Origin of the sequence: Tsukamurella tyrosinosolvens, from assembly GCF_900104775.1 — a bacterium.
Classification (GTDB): Bacteria; Actinomycetota; Actinomycetes; order Mycobacteriales; family Mycobacteriaceae; genus Tsukamurella; species Tsukamurella tyrosinosolvens.
Window position 1 is genome coordinate 3,760,829 of sequence record NZ_FNSA01000003.1, and the last position, 16,613, is coordinate 3,777,441.

Below are 16,613 nucleotides of genomic sequence, written 5' to 3' on the forward strand. Positions count from 1 at the left end.
AGGGTAACTGTCCATGTGGGATGGCCCACGCCCCGACGACGACTAGGCTCGACAGAATGTGTGACCCGCTGCCCCTGACCGGCGAGCGAACCGTTCCCGGTATCCCCGAGGAGAACTACTGGTTCCGCCGGCACGAGATCGCCTACCTCGCGATCGTCGACCGCTACGCCGGGAAGTCGGTCTTCGAGGCCGGCAGCGGCGAGGGCTACGGCGCCGCGATGCTGGCCGACGGCGGCGCGACCGTGACCGCGCTCGACTACGACGAATCGGCCGTCGCGCACGTGCGCGCCGCGTACCCGTCGGTGACCATGCTGCACGGCAATCTCGCCGAGCTGCCTCTGGAGGACGCCTCCGTCGACGCCGTCGTGAACTTCCAGGTGATCGAGCACCTGTGGGACCAGCCGCAGTTCCTCCGCGAGGTGGCCCGCATCCTGCGCCCCGGCGGCGAGCTCGCGATCTCCACCCCGAACCGCGTCACCTTCTCCCCCGGCCGCGACACCCCGCTCAACCCCTTCCACACCCGCGAGCTCAACTCGGCCGAGCTGGTCGAGCTCCTCGAGGACTCGGGCCTGACGGTCACGGAGAAGCTCGGCGTCTTCCACGGCGCGCGCCTGGCCGAGCTGGACCGCCGCCACGGCGGCAGCTTCATCGACGCGCAGATCGAGCGGTCGCTCGCCGGCGAGCCCTGGCCCGAGGAGCTGTCGAACGACGTCGCCGCCGTCGCCGCGCAGGACTTCGACCTCCGCGCCGACGCCCCGGACAGCCTCGACCTGTTCTTCTACGCGAGGAAGCCGTGACCGCCGGGCGCGAGCCCGGGATGATCGCCTTCGTCCTGCACTCCCACCTGCCGTGGCTCGCCCACCACGGCGCGTGGCCCGTCGGCGAGGAATGGCTGTACCAGTCCTGGGCGGCCTCCTACCTGCCGATGGCGGAGATGCTCGACCGGCTCGCGGCGGAGGGCCGCACCGACCAGCTCACGCTCGGCGTGACCCCCGTCCTCGCGGCGCAGCTCGACGACCCGTACTGCCTCGAGGCCATGCACCACTACCTCGGCAACTGGCAGCTCCGCGCTCACGAGGCCGCGCTCTCCGGTCGCCCCGCCGCGGCCGAGCTCGGTGCGCGCGAGCACCGCAACGCCGCGCACGCGCTCGACCTGTTCGAGACGCGGTGGCGGCACGGCGGCACCCCCGTCCTGCGGCGGCTCGCGGACGCCGGCACCGTCGAACTGCTCGGCGGGCCGCTCGCGCACCCCTTCCAGCCCCTACTCCATCCCCGCCTCCGCGAGCTCTCGCTGCGTGAGGGCCTGGCCTACGGCACGGCCCGGCTGGGCGCGCCCGCACGGACCGGGATCTGGGCGCCCGAATGCGCCTACAAGCCCGGCATGGAGTCCGGGTACGAGGCCGCCGGCGTCACGCACTTCATGGTCGACGGCCCGACCCTCGGCGGCGACACGGCGCTGGCCCGCCCCGTCGGCGAGTCCTCCGTCCTCGCGTTCGGCCGGGACCTGCCCGTCAGCTATCGGGTGTGGTCGCCCAAGTCCGGTTACCCCGGCCACGCCGCCTACCGAGACTTCTACGCGCACGACCACGCCACCGGCCTCAAGCCCAGCCGAGTGACCGGCAAGAACGTGGCCGAGGCGGACAAGGCGCCCTACGACCCCGCACGGGCCGACGCCGCGATCGACAAGCACGTCGCCGACTTCGTGGACACCGTCGTCGCCCGGGTGCGGTCCGAGAGCGCGCGGATCGGACGCGACGCCCTCGTCGTGGCGGCCTTCGACACCGAGCTCTTCGGGCACTGGTGGTACGAGGGCCCGATCTGGCTCGAGCGCGTCCTGCGCGCCCTGCCCGAGGCCGGCGTCCGCGTCGGCACCCTGCGCTCCGCCGCGGAGGCCGGGTACGTGGGCGAGGCCCGGGAGATCCCGGCCAGCTCGTGGGGCTCGGGCAAGGATTGGCACGTCTGGGACGGCCCGCTCGTGCGCGAGTTCGTCGAGCTCAACGAGGAGATCACCACGACGGTACTGCGGGTCCTGGACAAGCGGGCCGGGCGGACGCGGGACGTGGTGAGTGACCAGGTGCTGCAGGAGGCGCTGCTGTGCCTGCAGTCCGACTGGCCGTTCATGGTCTCCAAGGACACCGCCGCCGCGTACGCCCGCGACCGCGCCTACAAGCACGCGCACGCCCTGCGGGAGATCGCCGAGGCCGCCGAACGGGGAGACGAGTCCCGCGCCGTCGCACTGGCCCGCACCTGGCGGCTCGCCGACGACCCGTTCCCCGGCCTCGACGCCCGCCGTCTCCCCGCACCCCTGGGAGGGTTCTGACATGCGCGTCCTGCTCGTCTCCTGGGAGTACCCGCCCGTCGTGGTCGGCGGCCTCGGCCGGCACGTCCACCACCTCGCGCTGCAGCTGCGCGACCAGGGCCACGACGTGGTCGTCGTCTCGCGCCAGCCGACCGGCACCGACCCGCGCAGCCACCCGACGTCCGACGCCGTCGTCGACGGGATCCGCGTCATCATGGCGGCCGAGGATCCGCTGGCCCTCGACTTCGGCACGGACATGATGCCGTGGGTGCTGTCGATGGGGCACTCGATGTTGCGCGCGGGCCTGCGGCTGGCCGGGTACAACCCCACCGCCGGCGAGGACGCGCTGCACGGCGCCGGCGCCGTCGGCCGGCCCTGGGTGCCCGACGTGGTTCACGCCCACGACTGGCTGGCGGCCCACGCGGCCGTCGGGCTCGCGGAGGCCTTCGACACGCCCCTCGTCGCGACGATCCACGCCACGGAGGCGGGCCGGCACAGCGGCTGGGTCTCCGGGCCGGTCAACCGGCAGGTGCACTCGACCGAGTGGTGGCTCGCCAACGAGGCCGACGCGGTGATCACCTGCTCGCGGTCCATGTCCGACGAGGTCAACCGCCTGTTCGGGCCGGGGCTCGCGCAGCTGCACACCATCGCGAACGGCATCGACGCCACGGCCTGGCCCTACCGGGACCGGTCCCGCGCCGCGGCCCGACGGGGCGCGCCCCGCCTGCTGTACGTCGGCCGGCTGGAGTACGAGAAGGGCGTGCAGGACCTCATCGCCGCGCTGGCCCGCGTGCGCCGCACGCATCCCGGGACGACACTGACGGTGGCGGGCGACGGGACGCAGGCCGCGTGGCTGCGCGAGGTCGCGCGGGAGCAGCGGGTCCTGCGGGCCGTCGAGTTCACGGGCGCGCTGGACCACGAGGAGCTCGTCGCGCAGCTGCATTCGGCGGACGCCCTGGTGATCCCGTCGCGGTACGAGCCCTTCGGCATCGTCGCGCTCGAGGGCGCCGCGACCGGCATCCCCGTGATCGCGACCACCGCCGGTGGCCTCGCCGACTTCATTCGCACCGGCGAGACGGGGCTGTCCGTCGAGCCCGCCGACGTGCCCGGCCTCACCGCCGCGATCCGCACCCTGCTCGACGACCCCGCGTCGTCGTACGCCGGGGCCGCCGCCGCGCGCGCCGAGGTCGAGGAGCTCACCTGGGAGGCCGTCGCCCACGAGACGGCGCAGGTCTACCTCGCCGCGAAGCGACGTCCGCGCACCCCGCTCGGCCGGCGGGTGATCGACGAGCGGCCGCTCCCCGAGCGCGACCCCACCAACCCGCTGTAGCGGCGGACTGACCTGGGGATTGTGCAATATCACGAATCCTGTGGCACGGTCGATTCATGACAGCGCGACCGTTAGGCCTCCTTCCCACCGACCACGGGAAGCGCCGCGCGTGCTGATCCGGAACGAGACGCCCGACGACCACACCGCGGTCGCGGAGGTGCATCGGAGCGCGTTCGCCCCCATGCCGCCGCCCGGGCGCACCGAGCCGCTGGAGGTCGTCCTCGTCGAGGCGCTGCGGCTGAGCGGCGCCTGGATCGACGAGCTGTCGTTCGTCGCCGAGGACGACGACGGCGGCGTAATCGGCCACGTGTGTCTCACCCGTGCCGCGGTGGGTGAGACGGCGGTGCTCGCGGCGGGCCCGCTGGGCGTTCGCTCCGAGGTGCAGGCCCAGGGCACCGGATCGGCGCTGATCCTGGCGGCGCTCGGCGCGGCCGACGCCCTCGGCGAGCGGCTCGTAGCACTGCTCGGGCACAAGGACTACTACCCGCGCTTCGGCTTCGTCCCCGGCTCCGAGGTGGGCATCGTGCCCGACGTCGCGGAGTGGTCGGGCGACTCGTTCATGGTGCGCACGCTCGGCGCGTACACGCCCGACGTGCGGGGCGAGTTCCATTACGCCCGCCCGTTCTACGTGCTGTAGATACGCCCGTCCGGCGCAACTAGCGCTCGGTCAGCGCGGTCAGATCCAGCCTGACCGGATGCCCTGCAACCTGCAGCACCTGGACGCCTGAGAACTCCCCGTCGGCTTCGTACGCCCCGTCCACCAGGGTGAACGCCCGGAGCGAGGTCGGCGGATCGAGATCGACGATCCAGTAGTGCTGAATTCCCGCTTCGGCGTACTCGGCGAATTTCATCACCCGGTCGACACGCCGAGTACCGGCGGACAGCACTTCGACGGCCAGCCGGACGTCCTGCCCCGTCAGGCGCGCGGGATTCGCATCGACCACAGCGGAATCGGCGACCACGATGTCCGGGATTCGCACGGTCAGCGGCTCCCTGGTCAGTACGACGTCGACCTCGGCGAGCGGCGCCAATCGGCGTGGCAAATCCTCTTCCAGCCGGGCCAGCAGCCGGTGCAGCGCGCGCTGATGAAAGGCGTATCCCCTGGGTGACACGGTGCGAACCCCCTCGACGACCTCGATCTTCAGTCGCTCGTCCTCGGGAAGCTCACACCACTCGTCAAAGCTGTACAAGTGATCGCTCATCACCGGCATCGTCATGATCTCCCCCTCGCCTCGCGACGTCACTGCAGGGTTGCACGGCCCACCGACGAGTTTAGATCGTCGCTGGGCGCAGCGCCGTGAATCATTCCGCGGGCAGCCCGCGGGCCTCGGCCTTCTTGCGCTCGATGTCGGCGAGGGCGCGCTCGAGCTCAGCGCGCTCGGCGACGTTCGCGTCCCACATGTCCTTGCGGTTCTTGACGACCTTCGCGGGCGAGCCGACGGCGATCGAGTACGGCGGGATCTCGCCGCGCACGACGGCGTGGGCGCCGAGCACGGAGCCGTGCCCGATGAGGGTGTTGCGGGTGACGGTGACCTTGGTGCCGACCCAGGTGTCGCCGCCGATCCGGACGGGCCCCTTGACGATGCCCTGGTCCTTGATCGGAATGTGGATGTCGTCCATCTTGTGGTCGAAGTCGCAGATGTAGCACCAGTCGGCGACGAGCGAGGCGGGCCCGAACTCGATGTCGAGGTAGCAGTTGACCACGTTGTCGCGTCCGAAGACGGACTTGTCGCCGATGCGCAGCGAGCCCTCGTGGCAGCGGATCTTGTTCGAGTCGCCGATGTGCACCCAGCGGCCGATCTCCATTCGGCCGAGGCCGGGCGTCGCGTGGATCTCGACGTTCTTGCCGAGGAAGACCATGCCCTTGAGCACGATGTGCGGGTTCGCCAGTCTGAATTTCAGGAGGCGGGCGTACCGCACCAGGTACCACGGGGTGTAGGCCTTGTTCTTGAGGACCCAGCGCAGCGACGCGGGCGTGAGGAATCGCGCCTGCTGATCGGCCTGCCGCGCGTGCCGCCACCGTGATCGGTACGGGGCGTTCCACATGCTCGTCATGGAGGGGAGCCTATCCGGCGGGTGCGCCGCGCCGGTCCGGTACGGTCGCCGCGCTAGTCTGTGGGGCGATCGTGGCAGTCACAGAGTCGAGGGAGACACATGCGGTTGGGTAGGCGCGCGCTCACACTGGGCGCGACGGTGGCCGCCGCCGCGGTGCTGGTCTCCTGCACGCCCGACGACACCTGGGTGTACGCGGACGACTCCGCCGCCTGGCCCGGCATGTACGGCGACTCCCGCAACAACTCCTACGCGGAGAAGGACGCCGCCTCCTCGCTGGTGCCGGCCTGGACCCGCGACCTCGTCGGCCCGAACACGGTGCAGCCCGCGATCTCCAACCGCGGCATCGTCTCCGTGACCGCGCGCACCGAGACCGGCTGCAGCACGTTCAACCTCGAACTCACCGTGGGCCGCAAGACCTACTGCCGCCGCGACGCGGCTGGCGCCGACCTGCAGGCCCCCGTCGTGGACCAGTTCGACTACACCTACCTCGGCATCCCCGGCTGGCTCTACAGCTTCAACGCGGACAACCAGGTGCGCTGGCGCTACCCCACCGCGGGCGCGCCGCTGTGGATCAAGCTGGCCGGCGACAACACCGTGCTCGCCGTGACGCACCTCGGTCAGATGGTCCTCGTCGACACGCACGACGGGGACGCCGCCGGCGCCGCGATCGGGCTGTTCCCCCAGGTGTCCGCGAACGCGAACGGCGCGGGCCTCGAGGACTGCGCGACCAACGGCCCCGGCTGTCCGGTCTCGGGGCCGCCCGCCGTCGACACGCAGGCCGAGCGCGCCTTCGTGGTCGTTGGGGCGAAGGGCGGACCGTCGAAGGTGATGGCCGTCGACTACGACAAGAACGGCGGCGACCGGCACGACCTGCGGTACGCCTGGGAGCGCGCGGACCTGCCCGACGGTGCCATCGGCTCGCCCGCCCTCTCGTCGGACCGCTCGACCCTGTACGTGAACCTGCGGGGCGAGAAGCTGGCCGCGCTCGACGCGAAGACCGGCGCCACCAAGTGGACGCACGACCTCGGGTACCAGAGCACGCTGCCGCCGTCGGTCTCGCCCGACGGGACGATCATCCCGGCCGCGCCGGGGCTGCACCGCGCCTCGTTCGTCGCGCTCAAGGACGAGGGCTCCAGCGTGCGCGAGGCCTTCAAGCGGACCGATGTCGCGATGGTCTCGCCGGTCACGCAGATCCGGGGCGGCGTCGGCTACGCGGTGGTCCGGTCCTGGGCGGCCGTGCAGTCGCAGCTCATCGAGTTCCGCACCGACACCGGCACCACGCTGCGCACCTTCGACCTTCCGGACTCGGTGAAGTCCGCCTCGGGCGTCTCGATCGGGCCCGACGGTGAGCTGGTGACCGTCGGGAACGACGGGACCGTCTTCGCCTTCACCTCCGGTCGCCGCACAGGCGACAGCGTCGCGAAGAACTGACGGCGCCGTCCGGCCCGCGGGGCCGTGCGGTGTTACGCCCGGATGACCCGCGGGGTTACCCGCCCGTCACCGACACCTCATCGCGCTCCCCCGGTGCGCAGTGCGTTCGTGGGCCTCTCCACGATGGTGCGATCCGTTCACCGCCCTGCGAAGGAGCCCATCCCGATGCCCATCACCGATCGCCGGATCACCCTGCGGTTCCTTGCCGCCCCCACCGACGTCGCGACCCTCGGCGGCGGCGTCCGCGGCGGCCGCGTCCTGGAGTGGATCGACAAGGCCGCCTACGCGTGCGCCGCCTCCTGGTCGGGCGGCTACTCCGTGACCGCGTACGTCGGCAACATCGGCTTCGGCCGCGACATCGCGTCGGGCGACGTGGTCGAGGTGCGGGCCACGCTGGTCTATACGGGCCGCAGCAGCATGCACATCCAGTGCGAGGTCGCCTCCGCCGATCCGCGGGTGGGGACGTTCACCGTCGCCAGCACCTGCCTGCTCGTCTTCGTCGCGGTCGACGAGGCCGGGAAGCCGACGCCGGTGCGACAGTGGCAGCCGGTTCTCGCCGAGGACGTCCGCGCCGCCGAGGAGGCCGAGGCCCGCACCGAGGTCCGGCAGCGGATCGCTGCGGCGATGGGCGGCGCCGATTACTCCCTCCCCACCGAGGCGGAGCGGCGCACCACCCGCTTCCTCGCCGCCCCCACGGACATCAACTGGGGCGGCAAGGCGCACGGCGGGCGGGTGATGGGCTGGATGGACGACGCGGCCTACCTGTGTGCGGCGGGCTGGAGCGGCGGCGAGGCGGTGACCGTCTACGTCGGCGGCGTGCGCTTCTACCGCCCGGTGCAGATCGGGCAGGTCATCGAGGTCTCGGCGCGCCTGCTGCACACGGGCCGGCAGACGATGCACGTCTCCGTCCACCTCGCGACGTGCTGGCCGCACGAGCACACTCCGCAGCCCGCGGCGCACGCCCTGCACGTGCTGGCGGCGCTCGACGCCGACGGCGACGCCACGGCGGTGCGGCCGTGGACGCCGCGCCTGCCCGGCGACGTGGCGCTCGATGCGCACGCCCGCGAGCTCATCGCGATCCGGGGCCGGCGCAGCGCGTCGGCCGCGACCCGGATGGTGGCGATCTGACCGGCTAAGCTGGGCGCATGGTCCGGCAGCCCCTCACCCCCGAACAGATCGCCGCGGGGCGGCGTCTGGGGGCGCGGCTGCGCACGGCCCGGGGCGGTCGCCGGCCCGACGAGGTGGCCCGCGCGGCCGGGATCTCCCCGGAGACGCTGCGCAAGATCGAGACCGGCCGGATGGCGACGCCCGCGTTCGGCACCGTCGTCGCGCTGGCGGCCGTGCTGGGCGAGCCCCTGGACGCCCTGGCGGCGGAGTACCTCGACGCGGAGCGGTTCAGCCCCACCGGCTAGTGCGTGGTATTTTAATACCATGATGGAGCTCAAGACCCCCGCCGAGATCGCGAAGATGCGCACGACCGGCATCTTCATCGCCGAGCTCCTCGAGGAGCTCACCACGATGGCCGAGCCCGGGATGAACCTCATGGAGCTCGAGTACCGCGCACGGACGATGATCGAGGACCGCGGCGCCGTCTCCTGCTACTGGGACTACGCGCCGTCCTTCGGCAGCGGCCCGTTCCGCAACGTGACCTGCCTGTCGGTCAACGACGCCTGCCTGCACGGCCTCCCGCACGACTACGTCTTCGCGGACGGCGACCTGCTCACCGTGGACATCGCGGTGTCGATCGACGGCTGGGTGGCCGACGCCGCGCGCAGCGTCAGCGTCGGCACCGCGCGCGAGGAGGACACGCGTCTCATCGAGTGCACCCGCGTCGCGCTCGACGCGGCGATCGACGAGATGCGGCCCGGGAACAAGCTCGGCACCGTGTCCTCCGTGATCGGCGAGACGGCCAAGCGGTACGGCTACCCGGTGAACACCCAGTTCGGCGGGCACGGCCTGGGCCGGACGATGCACGAGGACCCGCACGTGCCGAACACCGGCAAGGCCCGCAAGGGCATGCTGCTGCGCACCGGGACGACCCTCGCGCTGGAGCCGTGGTTCTGCGCGACGACCGACCAGATCACCTTCGACCCCGACGGCTGGACGCTGCGGTCCGCCGACGGTTCCCGTGCGGCACACAGCGAGCACACGGTCGCGATCACGGAGGACGGTCCGCTGGTCCTCACCGCGCCGGCGTAGGCGGGAACTCGGACGGCGGTCCCGCTCAGCGCTGGGCGTTCATGAGCACGCGCGCGGCCTGTCGGGCGCCGTCGACGACGCCGTCGGGACCGAGGATGGCGGCGGTGGTGAGCGCCCCCTCGGTGAGGAGGCCGATCTGGATCGCGACGCGCTCCGGCAGCCCGGCCTCGGCGACGAGCGACGTCAGCTCGTCCTGATAGCAGGACTTGTTGTGCTGCGCGGCCTCCGCGACCGTCGGTGACGTGGCGCCGAGCTCGCCGTAGCTGTTGATGAACGAACAGCCGCGGAAGTCGTTCTCGGCGAACATCTCATCGAGCCAGTCGAAGACTGCGAGGACCCTCTCCTCCGGCCCGCCGGCCCGGTCGACGTACTTCTGCAGCCCGTCGGTCCAGCGGCGGTCGCGAATAGCCAATACCTCGGCGACGAGCGCATCCTTCGAGGGGAAGAGCTTGTAGATCGCCTTGAGGGAGACGGCGGCCGCGGTGCGGATCTCGTCCATGCCGACGGCTTGGATCCCCTTGCCGTAGAACAGCTTCTCCGCCGCCTCCAGCACGGCGGCGCGCTGCTGATCCGCATCCATCTTCTACAACCCCTTGACGAGAGAACGATCGTTCCCCTACTCTAGCACTCAGCGCGAGAACGAACGTTCTCCGCGAAGTCGACAAGGAGCAGATCATGAGCAAGACCGTCCTCGAGCCCGCCGCCCAGGCCTTCTCCGACGCCACCGCCACCCCGCCCTACCTGTTCGACCTCGGCCCCGTCGAGGGCCGCAAGACCGTCGACGAGGTGCAGTCCGGCGAGGGCGTCACGTTCCCCGAGGTCGACGAGGAGTGGATCACCGTGCCCGGCGGCCCCACCGGCGAGGTCCGCACCCGCATCGTCCGCCCGAAGGGCGCCACCGGCGTCCTGCCCGTCATCCTCTACGTCCACGGCGCGGGCTGGGTGTTCGGCAACGCCCACACGCACGACCGCCTGGTCCGCGAGTTCGCCGTCGGCACCGGCGCGGCCGTCGTCTTCCCCGAGTACGACCTCTCCCCCGAGGCGCGCTACCCGATCGCGATCGAACAGAACTACGCCGTCGCGCAGTGGGTCGTGAACTCCGGCGCCGAGAAGAACCTCGACGGCACCCGCATCGCCGTCTCCGGCGACTCCGTCGGCGGCGACATGGCGGCCGTGCTCGCCCTCCAGGCCAAGGCCCGCGGCGACGTGACGCTGGCCGCTCAGGTCCTGCTGTACCCCGTGGTGGATGCAGACTTCGAGACCGGCTCGTACCACGAGTTCGCCGAGGGCTACTTCCTGCGCCGCGACGCCATGCAGTGGTTCTGGGACCAGTACACGACCGACGAGGCGCAGCGCGCCGAGATCTTCGCCTCGCCGCTGAAGGCCACCGTCGAGCAGCTACGGGACCTGCCGCCCGCCACCGTCATCACCGCGGAGGCCGACGTGCTGCGCGACGCCGGCGAGGCCTACGCCGCCAAGCTCCGCGAGGCCGGCAACGAGGTGACCGCCGTGCGCGTCGGCGGCGTCATCCACGACTTCATGATGCTCAACGCGCTGCGCGAGACCCACGGCGCGCAGGCCGGTTTCGACCTCGCCATCGCCGCGTTCCGGCGCGCGCTGGCCTGATCGAACTCCCCGCGCACACCACGACGGCCCCGGGCATCCGCCCGGGGCCGTCGCCCGCGTTCCGATCAGTCGTGGATGATCACGCCGCGGATGTTCTTGCCCTCCCGCAGGTCCGCGTAGCCCTGGTTCACGTCCTCGAGCGAGTACCGGGTCGTGATCAGCTCGTCGAGCTTGAGCTCCCCCGCGTCGTAGAGGCGCAGCAGCCGGACGATGTCGTACTGCGGGTTCATCGATCCGAACAGCGTGCCCATGATCGTCTTCTGATTCAGCGTGAGATCGGTGCCGGAGACGTGCACGGTGAGCTTCTCCGGATCGGCGAGGCCCGTGATCACGACCTTGCCGCCCTTGCCGATCGCCGCCGTGGCGTCCTGGACCACCTTCTCGTCGACGGTGCCCACGAGGATCAGGGCGGCGTCCGCGCCCTGGCCCCAGGTCAGCTCGGTGACCTTCTCCTGCGCCTCCTCGGCTGTCGCGAAGGCGTGCGTCGCACCGAACTTCAGCGCAGTGTCCCGCTTGAGCGCCACCGGGTCGACGACCACGACGTACTTGCAGCCCGCCGACACGGCGCCCTGCACGGCGTTGATGCCGAGGCCGCCGATGCCGTAGATCACCGCGGTGTCGCCGGGGCGCAGGCCGCCGGCCGACACCGCGGTCCCCCAGCCCGACGGGACGCCGCAGCCCACAAGGACGGCCGTCTCCAGCGGGAGCCAGTCGTCGATCTTGACCACCGAGTGCTGGCTGATCGTCGCGCGCTCGGCGAAGGTGCCGAGCATGCACATGGCGCCGAAATCCTGCCCGCCGCCGCGGAACCGGAAGGTCCCGTCGGGCATGGATCCCTCGAGAATGGTGGCGCCGAGGTCGCAGAGGTTCTGGCGGCCCGTGGAGCAGTACCGGCAGGTGCCGCAGTTCGGGATGAAGCTGCACACCACGTGGTCCCCGGGCTTGACCTTGGTGACGCCGGGGCCGACCTCCTCGATGATCCCGGAACCCTCGTGGCCGCCGACGATGGGATAGCGCGGCGGGAGATCGCCGTCGGTCAGATGCAGGTCGGAGTGGCACAGGCCGGCGGCGGTGTACTTGATGAGCACCTCGCCGGGGCCGGGACCGTCGAGCTCGAGTTCCATGATCTCGAAGGGCTTCCCGGCCTCGAGCAGCACGGCGGCTTTGGTCTTCATGATGGTTCCCTTCCGCGTCAGAGCGCGATGTTGACGGACTTGGTCTGGGTGTAGAGGTCGATCGCGGAGTCGCCGAGCTCGCGGCCCCAGCCGGACTGCTTGAAGCCGCCGAAGGGCAGCGCGGTGTCGAAGCCGTTGTACTGGTTGACCCACACGGAACCGGCCTTGACGGCGGCGGCGGTGCGGTGCGCCTTGGAGACGTCCTTGGTCCAGATGCCCGCGGCGAGGCCGTAGATCGAGTCGTTGGCGGCACGGACCACGTCGTCCTCGTCGTCGAAGGGCAGTGCGGCGACGACGGGGCCGAAGATCTCCTCCTCGACGATGGAGAAGCCGGGCTCGACGTCCACGAAGACCGTGGGTTCGATGAAGTAGCCCTCGTCGCCCCAGCGCTTGCCGCCCGTCAGCGCCCGGGCACCGTCGGCCAGCCCCTGCTGGATGTAGCCGTTGACGCGGTCGAACTGCTCCTGCGAGACGAGCGGGCCGAGCTCGGTGGTCGGATCCAGCCCGGGGCCGATCTTGGCGGCGGCCGCGGCATCGGCGACGGCCTGCGTGAACTCGTCGAAGATGGACCGCTGCACGAACATCCGGGTGCCGGCGACGCAGCACTGGCCGTGGTTGAAGGTCCACGCGGCGACCGAGCCGGCGACGGCGGCCTCCAGATCGGCGTCCGCGAAGACGATGTTGGGGCTCTTGCCGCCCAGCTCCAGCGAGACCTTCTTGAGGTTGCCGGTGGCGGCGGAGACGATCTTCTTGCCCACCTCGGTCGAACCGGTGAAGGCCACCTTGTCGACGTCGGGGTGGCCCGACAGCGCGGCGCCGGCATCGCCGAAGCCGGGGACGATGTTCACCACGCCCGGCGGGAAGCCCGCCTCCTCGAAGACCTCGCCCAGCAGGAGCGCCGTGAGCGGCGTCTGCTCGGCGGGCTTGAGCACCACGGTGTTCCCGGCGGCGAGGGCGGGCGCCAGCTTCCACGTGGCCATCAGGATGGGGAAGTTCCACGGCACGATCTGCCCGCACACGCCGAGCGACTCGCGCCGCGTATAGGCGTGGAACTCGCCGCCGGGGGCGAAGGGCATCGACGGGGTGACCGCCGCGCCGCGGATCTTGGTGACCAGGCCCGCGTTGTAGCGCCAGACGTCGGCCGACCAGCCCACGTCGACGCCGGTGGCGATGGCGACCGACTTGCCGTTGTCGAGGGCCTCGAGCTGTCCGAAGATCTCCGCGCGCTCGGAGAGGATGTCGCCGACCTTCCAGATCAGGCGCTCCCGCTCGTTCGGCTTCATCCGCGACCACGGGCCCTCGTACGCGGCGCGGGCGGCGGCGACGGCGCGATCGACGTCGGGGGCCTCGCCGTGCGCGACCCGGGTGATCACCTGCCCGGTCGCCGGGTCGTGGGTGTCGAAGGTGCGGCCGGACAGGGCGTCGACCCACTGCCCGCCGATGAGCATCCTCCGATCCCGGGAGACGAAATCGGCGACGGCGGGAAGCAGATCGGGCACGGCGATGGTGGTCATCGGATTCTCCTTGCGAACCGAGGGTGTGATGCACGCCACGTGGCGTCACCTTCAGTTCTCGCACGGAGCGAGCGACCGGCCGTGTTCGGAAACTGGACACTCCGGGTGGACGGTCACCGCACGTGGCCGGCCGCGAACCCCGGCCGACCTGTGGGAACGACCCGTCAGCCCCGGATGCCGAGCGCCCGGATGCGGGCGTACAGGGTGGTGCGGCTGATGCCGAGCGCAGTGGCCGCGCGACTCTTGTTGCCGTCGGCGGCCGCGAGGGCCGCGAGGATCGCCTGGCGCTCCGCCTGCTCCATCCCCCGCAGCCGGGCGGCGCGGGTCGAGCCGCGGTACTCGGCCGGCAGGTCCGCGGCGGTGACGGTGCGCCCGCCCCGCGCGAGGACGGCGCCCGCCGCCTCGGTGAGCACCATCGACAGCTCGGCGAGGTTGCCCGGCCACTCCTGCGAGAGCAGGGCGTCTGCGGCGTCGGCGCCGAGCTCCAGGCGCGGGTCCACCGCAGCGACGATGCCGTGCCCGAGCGAGGCGATCTCCGTGGCCCGCTCCCGCAGCGGCGGGAGCACGATCCGTCGCCGGCAGCACGCGACCAGCGCGCCGACCGCGGGCGACAGCGACTCCGCCGGTCCGGTCACGACCACGACGGACACCCCGGGGCCCGCCGGCGCGGCGACGGCGGCGTGCAGCAGCAGCGCGGAGCGCTCGTCGAGGAGGTCCGCCCCGTCGACGACGAGGCCCCGGCCCGCCTCGCGGCACGCGCGGAGCAGCGCGGGAATGTCGGGCTCGCGGCCCGCGAGGATCGCGCCCGCGACGTCGAGGACGGTGTGCGCGTCCTCGGCGACGCAGGTCATGGCGCGGGTGCTCCGGCCGGTGCCGGGCTCACCGCTCACGGCGACGGTCGGCGCCGTCGCGGGCCGCGGGGCGATGACCGGCGCGGACGGTCCGTCGGGGCGCGGACGGAGCCGGAAGACCGCGGCGTGCGGCGCGCCGTCGGGCCTGCTGACCGCGACGTCGGCGACGACGCCCGAGACGAGCGTGAGCACGGCCGTGCGCGGCGCGCCGTCGGCGAGCAACAGGCGGAGCGTGCCGAAGTCGCCGGGGGCGAGCAGCTGCGCGGCGGCGGCGTTGGTGAGCTGGAGGTCGTCGCCGATCGCGGCGACGGCGACGTCCCGGCGTCGCGCCGCGCGCTGATAGGCGGCGATGACCGCGCGGTGCGAGGCGTGGGAGCGGTCGAGCAACCGTCCCGAGATGTCGTCGACGAGGCCGCGGACCAGCGGGATCGAGAGCGGGTTGATCCGGTCCGCGATCTCCGCCATGCAGATGACGCCGGCGAGCCGTCGCGTCGCGGGGTGGATGATCGGGCGTCCGAAGCAGCTCAGCGTGCGGAACTGCTCGAGGTAGTGCTCGGCGCCGTTGATCGCCACGTCGCCGCGCACCTCGAGCGGCGTGCCGAGCGCCGTAGTGCCCATCTCCCCCTCACCGAACGCCGCGCCGGCGATGGCGCCCAGGCCCTCGAGGCGGCGTTCCAGCGTCAGGTCGGCCGTCACGCGGGAGACCAGGCGGGAGCGGTGATCCACGAGGAGCAGCGCCGTGTTGGATCCGCTGAGCGCGGTGGCGGCCCGGGCGAGGACCGGACGCGCGGCGTCGAGCAGCGTGTCCGCGGCCTCGATGGCGCCGATCTCGGGGTCCGGGTGCGCGTCGGGGCGCAGGCCCGCGCGGTCCGAGCGCAGCCACGAGGCCGCGATCACCGGGCGGTGCGGGGAGGTCTCCACCCCCACAGTGTGACATGGATCACCGGATATGACACTCAGTGTCGGAACACGGGCTGCAGGCGGTGCAACGCCTCCTCGATCTCGGCGGTCGCGCCGGCGAAGCTGAGCCGGATGGTCCGCCGGCCGCGCACGGTGTCGAAGTCCAGGCCCGGGGTGATCGCGACGCCCGTCTCGTCGAGGACGCGCGCGCACCAGGCGAGCGAGTCGTCGGTGAGGTGGCCGATGTCGGCATAGGCGTAGAAGGCCCCGTCGGGCGGCGCGACCTCGGTGACGCCCAGTTCCCGCAGGCCCGCGAGAACCACTTCGCGGTTGCGCGCGTACCCGGCGACGTGCGCGTCCAGCTCCACCCGCGCCCCGTCGGAGAAGGCGGCGACCGCCGCGTACTGGCTGATGGCCGGCGGGCAGATCGTCATGTTCGCGGTGAGCCGCTCGACGGGGCGTCGCAGGTACTCGGGCAGCAACATCCAGCCGAGCCGCCAGCCGGTCATGGCGAAGTACTTCGACACCGAGCCCATCACCACCTGCTCGCGCGAGGTCTCCCACGCGCACGACGTGGGCCGGCCGTAGCTCACGCCGTGATAGATCTCGTCGGAGATGAGCAGCGTGCCGTGCGCCTCGCACCAGCGCGCCAGGGCCGCGAGCTCCGACGGTGCCAGGATCGTCCCGGTCGGGTTCGCCGGGCTCGCGACGATGAGCCCCTTCGGCGGGGTGTCGAGCGCCTCCAGCATCGCGACCGTCGGCTGGAAGCGGGTGTCGGCGCCGCAGTCGAGCTCCACGACCTCGCAGCCCAACGCCTTCAGCGTATTCCGGTACGCGGGGTAGCCGGGCCGCGCCATGACCACGGTGTCTCCCGCGTCGAAAGCGGCGAGGAAGATCAGCGTGAACGCGCCCGACGAGCCGGTGGTCACGGCCACGGCCTCCGACGGGACGTCCAGTCCGTAGGCCCGGCCGTAGTGCGCGGCGATCGTCTCGCGCAGCGGCGCGATGCCCATCGACTCGGTGTAGCCGAGCGGCCCCGCGTCCAGCGCCGCGTGCGCGGCGGCGAGCACCGGCTTCGGCGCCCCCGCACTGGGCTGGCCCGCGGCCAGCGAGATCACGTCGCCGTGGGTCTCCCGGCGCCGCGCCGCCGCAGCCAGCACGTCCATGACGTGGAACATCTCGACATCGGACCGCCGTGCTTCCTGCATGCGCTCCATCGTTTCACGCCCGGCC

16 protein-coding genes are annotated in these 16,613 nt (G+C 72.0%); 9 read left to right on the forward strand and 7 right to left on the reverse strand.

Annotated elements, in window-relative coordinates; all coding sequences use genetic code 11:
- The first annotated feature begins 56 nt into the window (after positions 1-56).
- The 4 genes from BLW32_RS20580 (at position 57) to BLW32_RS20595 (ending at position 4,266) form a co-directional block, all read left to right on the forward strand.
- Positions 57-797 carry a class I SAM-dependent methyltransferase gene (locus tag BLW32_RS20580; protein WP_139286276.1) on the forward strand — a complete coding sequence of 247 codons (741 nt, stop codon included), beginning with the start codon at positions 57-59 and terminating at the stop codon, positions 795-797.
- Between the two features lie 20 nt (positions 798-817).
- Positions 818-2,320, forward strand: coding sequence for a 1,4-alpha-glucan branching protein domain-containing protein (locus BLW32_RS20585; protein ID WP_068739729.1), 1,503 nt, complete (start codon positions 818-820; stop codon positions 2,318-2,320).
- A gap of 1 nt (position 2,321) precedes the next feature.
- On the forward strand, positions 2,322-3,629 hold the full coding sequence (locus tag BLW32_RS20590) for a glycosyltransferase family 4 protein (RefSeq protein WP_068739547.1): 1,308 nt from the start codon (positions 2,322-2,324) through the stop codon (positions 3,627-3,629).
- A 109-nt stretch (positions 3,630-3,738) separates the two neighbouring features.
- Positions 3,739-4,266, forward strand: coding sequence for a GNAT family N-acetyltransferase (locus BLW32_RS20595; protein WP_068739549.1), 528 nt, complete (start codon positions 3,739-3,741; stop codon positions 4,264-4,266).
- A 19-nt stretch (positions 4,267-4,285) separates the two neighbouring features.
- Here the strand turns inward: BLW32_RS20595 and BLW32_RS20600 are convergent, their stop codons facing one another.
- Both BLW32_RS20600 and BLW32_RS20605 read right to left on the reverse strand, forming a co-directional pair.
- Positions 4,286-4,846 (reverse strand): Uma2 family endonuclease, encoded by a 561-nt coding sequence (locus tag BLW32_RS20600; RefSeq protein WP_068739731.1) that lies wholly within the window; start codon positions 4,844-4,846, stop codon positions 4,286-4,288.
- Between the two features lie 85 nt (positions 4,847-4,931).
- Entirely contained in the window at positions 4,932-5,684 is a 753-nt protein-coding gene (locus tag BLW32_RS20605) for an acyltransferase (protein WP_068739551.1), read from the reverse strand.
- Between the two features lie 99 nt (positions 5,685-5,783).
- On the opposite strand from BLW32_RS20605, the gene BLW32_RS20610 reads away from it, so the two are divergent.
- The 4 genes from BLW32_RS20610 to map all read left to right on the forward strand — a co-directional run bounded on the left by BLW32_RS20610 (position 5,784) and on the right by map (position 9,314).
- Complete coding sequence (locus tag BLW32_RS20610) at positions 5,784-7,115, forward strand: PQQ-binding-like beta-propeller repeat protein (protein WP_068739553.1); 1,332 nt, start codon at positions 5,784-5,786, stop codon at positions 7,113-7,115.
- A gap of 165 nt (positions 7,116-7,280) precedes the next feature.
- On the forward strand, positions 7,281-8,243 hold the full coding sequence (locus BLW32_RS20615; RefSeq protein ID WP_068523217.1) for an acyl-CoA thioesterase: 963 nt from the start codon (positions 7,281-7,283) through the stop codon (positions 8,241-8,243).
- A gap of 17 nt (positions 8,244-8,260) precedes the next feature.
- Positions 8,261-8,527 (forward strand): helix-turn-helix domain-containing protein, encoded by a 267-nt coding sequence (locus BLW32_RS20620; protein WP_068739554.1) that lies wholly within the window; start codon positions 8,261-8,263, stop codon positions 8,525-8,527.
- Positions 8,528-8,546: 19 nt separating this feature from the next.
- Positions 8,547-9,314, forward strand: a complete 768-nt coding sequence (map, locus tag BLW32_RS20625; protein ID WP_068521680.1) for a type I methionyl aminopeptidase — start codon at positions 8,547-8,549, stop codon at positions 9,312-9,314.
- A 25-nt stretch (positions 9,315-9,339) separates the two neighbouring features.
- Here the strand turns inward: map and BLW32_RS20630 are convergent, their stop codons facing one another.
- Positions 9,340-9,894, reverse strand: a complete 555-nt coding sequence (locus BLW32_RS20630; protein WP_068739556.1) for a TetR/AcrR family transcriptional regulator — start codon at positions 9,892-9,894, stop codon at positions 9,340-9,342.
- Positions 9,895-9,989: 95 nt separating this feature from the next.
- Between BLW32_RS20630 and BLW32_RS20635 the strand changes: the two genes are divergently transcribed.
- Positions 9,990-10,940 carry an alpha/beta hydrolase gene (locus BLW32_RS20635; protein WP_068739558.1) on the forward strand — a complete coding sequence of 317 codons (951 nt, stop codon included), beginning with the start codon at positions 9,990-9,992 and terminating at the stop codon, positions 10,938-10,940.
- A gap of 65 nt (positions 10,941-11,005) precedes the next feature.
- Here the strand turns inward: BLW32_RS20635 and BLW32_RS20640 are convergent, their stop codons facing one another.
- The 4 genes from BLW32_RS20640 to BLW32_RS20655 all read right to left on the reverse strand — a co-directional run bounded on the left by BLW32_RS20640 (position 11,006) and on the right by BLW32_RS20655 (position 16,597).
- Positions 11,006-12,115 carry an NDMA-dependent alcohol dehydrogenase gene (locus BLW32_RS20640; RefSeq protein WP_068739560.1) on the reverse strand — a complete coding sequence of 370 codons (1,110 nt, stop codon included), beginning with the start codon at positions 12,113-12,115 and terminating at the stop codon, positions 11,006-11,008.
- A gap of 17 nt (positions 12,116-12,132) precedes the next feature.
- Positions 12,133-13,629, reverse strand: coding sequence for an aldehyde dehydrogenase family protein (locus BLW32_RS20645; protein ID WP_068739733.1), 1,497 nt, complete (start codon positions 13,627-13,629; stop codon positions 12,133-12,135).
- 164 nt (positions 13,630-13,793) lie between these two features.
- Entirely contained in the window at positions 13,794-15,401 is a 1,608-nt protein-coding gene (locus BLW32_RS20650) for a helix-turn-helix domain-containing protein (RefSeq protein ID WP_068739562.1), read from the reverse strand.
- A 35-nt stretch (positions 15,402-15,436) separates the two neighbouring features.
- Positions 15,437-16,597 carry a pyridoxal phosphate-dependent aminotransferase gene (locus BLW32_RS20655; protein ID WP_068739564.1) on the reverse strand — a complete coding sequence of 387 codons (1,161 nt, stop codon included), beginning with the start codon at positions 16,595-16,597 and terminating at the stop codon, positions 15,437-15,439.
- Positions 16,598-16,613: the final 16 nt, after the last annotated feature.

Excerpts from the sequence above, each read along its gene's own strand:
- BLW32_RS20580 (WP_139286276.1), top strand. The coding sequence starts at position 57 with ATGTGTGACCCGCTGCCCCTGACCGGCGAGCGAACCGTTCCCGGTATC.
- BLW32_RS20585 (WP_068739729.1), top strand. The coding sequence starts at position 818 with ATGATCGCCTTCGTCCTGCACTCCCACCTGCCGTGGCTCGCCCACCAC.
- BLW32_RS20590 (WP_068739547.1), top strand. The coding sequence starts at position 2,322 with ATGCGCGTCCTGCTCGTCTCCTGGGAGTACCCGCCCGTCGTGGTCGGC.
- BLW32_RS20600 (WP_068739731.1), bottom strand. The coding sequence starts at position 4,846 with ATGACGATGCCGGTGATGAGCGATCACTTGTACAGCTTTGACGAGTGG.
- BLW32_RS20605 (WP_068739551.1), bottom strand. The coding sequence starts at position 5,684 with ATGACGAGCATGTGGAACGCCCCGTACCGATCACGGTGGCGGCACGCG.
- BLW32_RS20610 (WP_068739553.1), top strand. The coding sequence starts at position 5,784 with ATGCGGTTGGGTAGGCGCGCGCTCACACTGGGCGCGACGGTGGCCGCC.
- BLW32_RS20615 (WP_068523217.1), top strand. The coding sequence starts at position 7,281 with ATGCCCATCACCGATCGCCGGATCACCCTGCGGTTCCTTGCCGCCCCC.
- BLW32_RS20620 (WP_068739554.1), top strand. The coding sequence starts at position 8,261 with ATGGTCCGGCAGCCCCTCACCCCCGAACAGATCGCCGCGGGGCGGCGT.
- map (WP_068521680.1), top strand. The coding sequence starts at position 8,547 with ATGATGGAGCTCAAGACCCCCGCCGAGATCGCGAAGATGCGCACGACC.
- BLW32_RS20630 (WP_068739556.1), bottom strand. The coding sequence starts at position 9,894 with ATGGATGCGGATCAGCAGCGCGCCGCCGTGCTGGAGGCGGCGGAGAAG.
- BLW32_RS20635 (WP_068739558.1), top strand. The coding sequence starts at position 9,990 with ATGAGCAAGACCGTCCTCGAGCCCGCCGCCCAGGCCTTCTCCGACGCC.
- BLW32_RS20640 (WP_068739560.1), bottom strand. The coding sequence starts at position 12,115 with ATGAAGACCAAAGCCGCCGTGCTGCTCGAGGCCGGGAAGCCCTTCGAG.
- BLW32_RS20645 (WP_068739733.1), bottom strand. The coding sequence starts at position 13,629 with ATGACCACCATCGCCGTGCCCGATCTGCTTCCCGCCGTCGCCGATTTC.
- BLW32_RS20655 (WP_068739564.1), bottom strand. The coding sequence starts at position 16,597 with ATGGAGCGCATGCAGGAAGCACGGCGGTCCGATGTCGAGATGTTCCAC.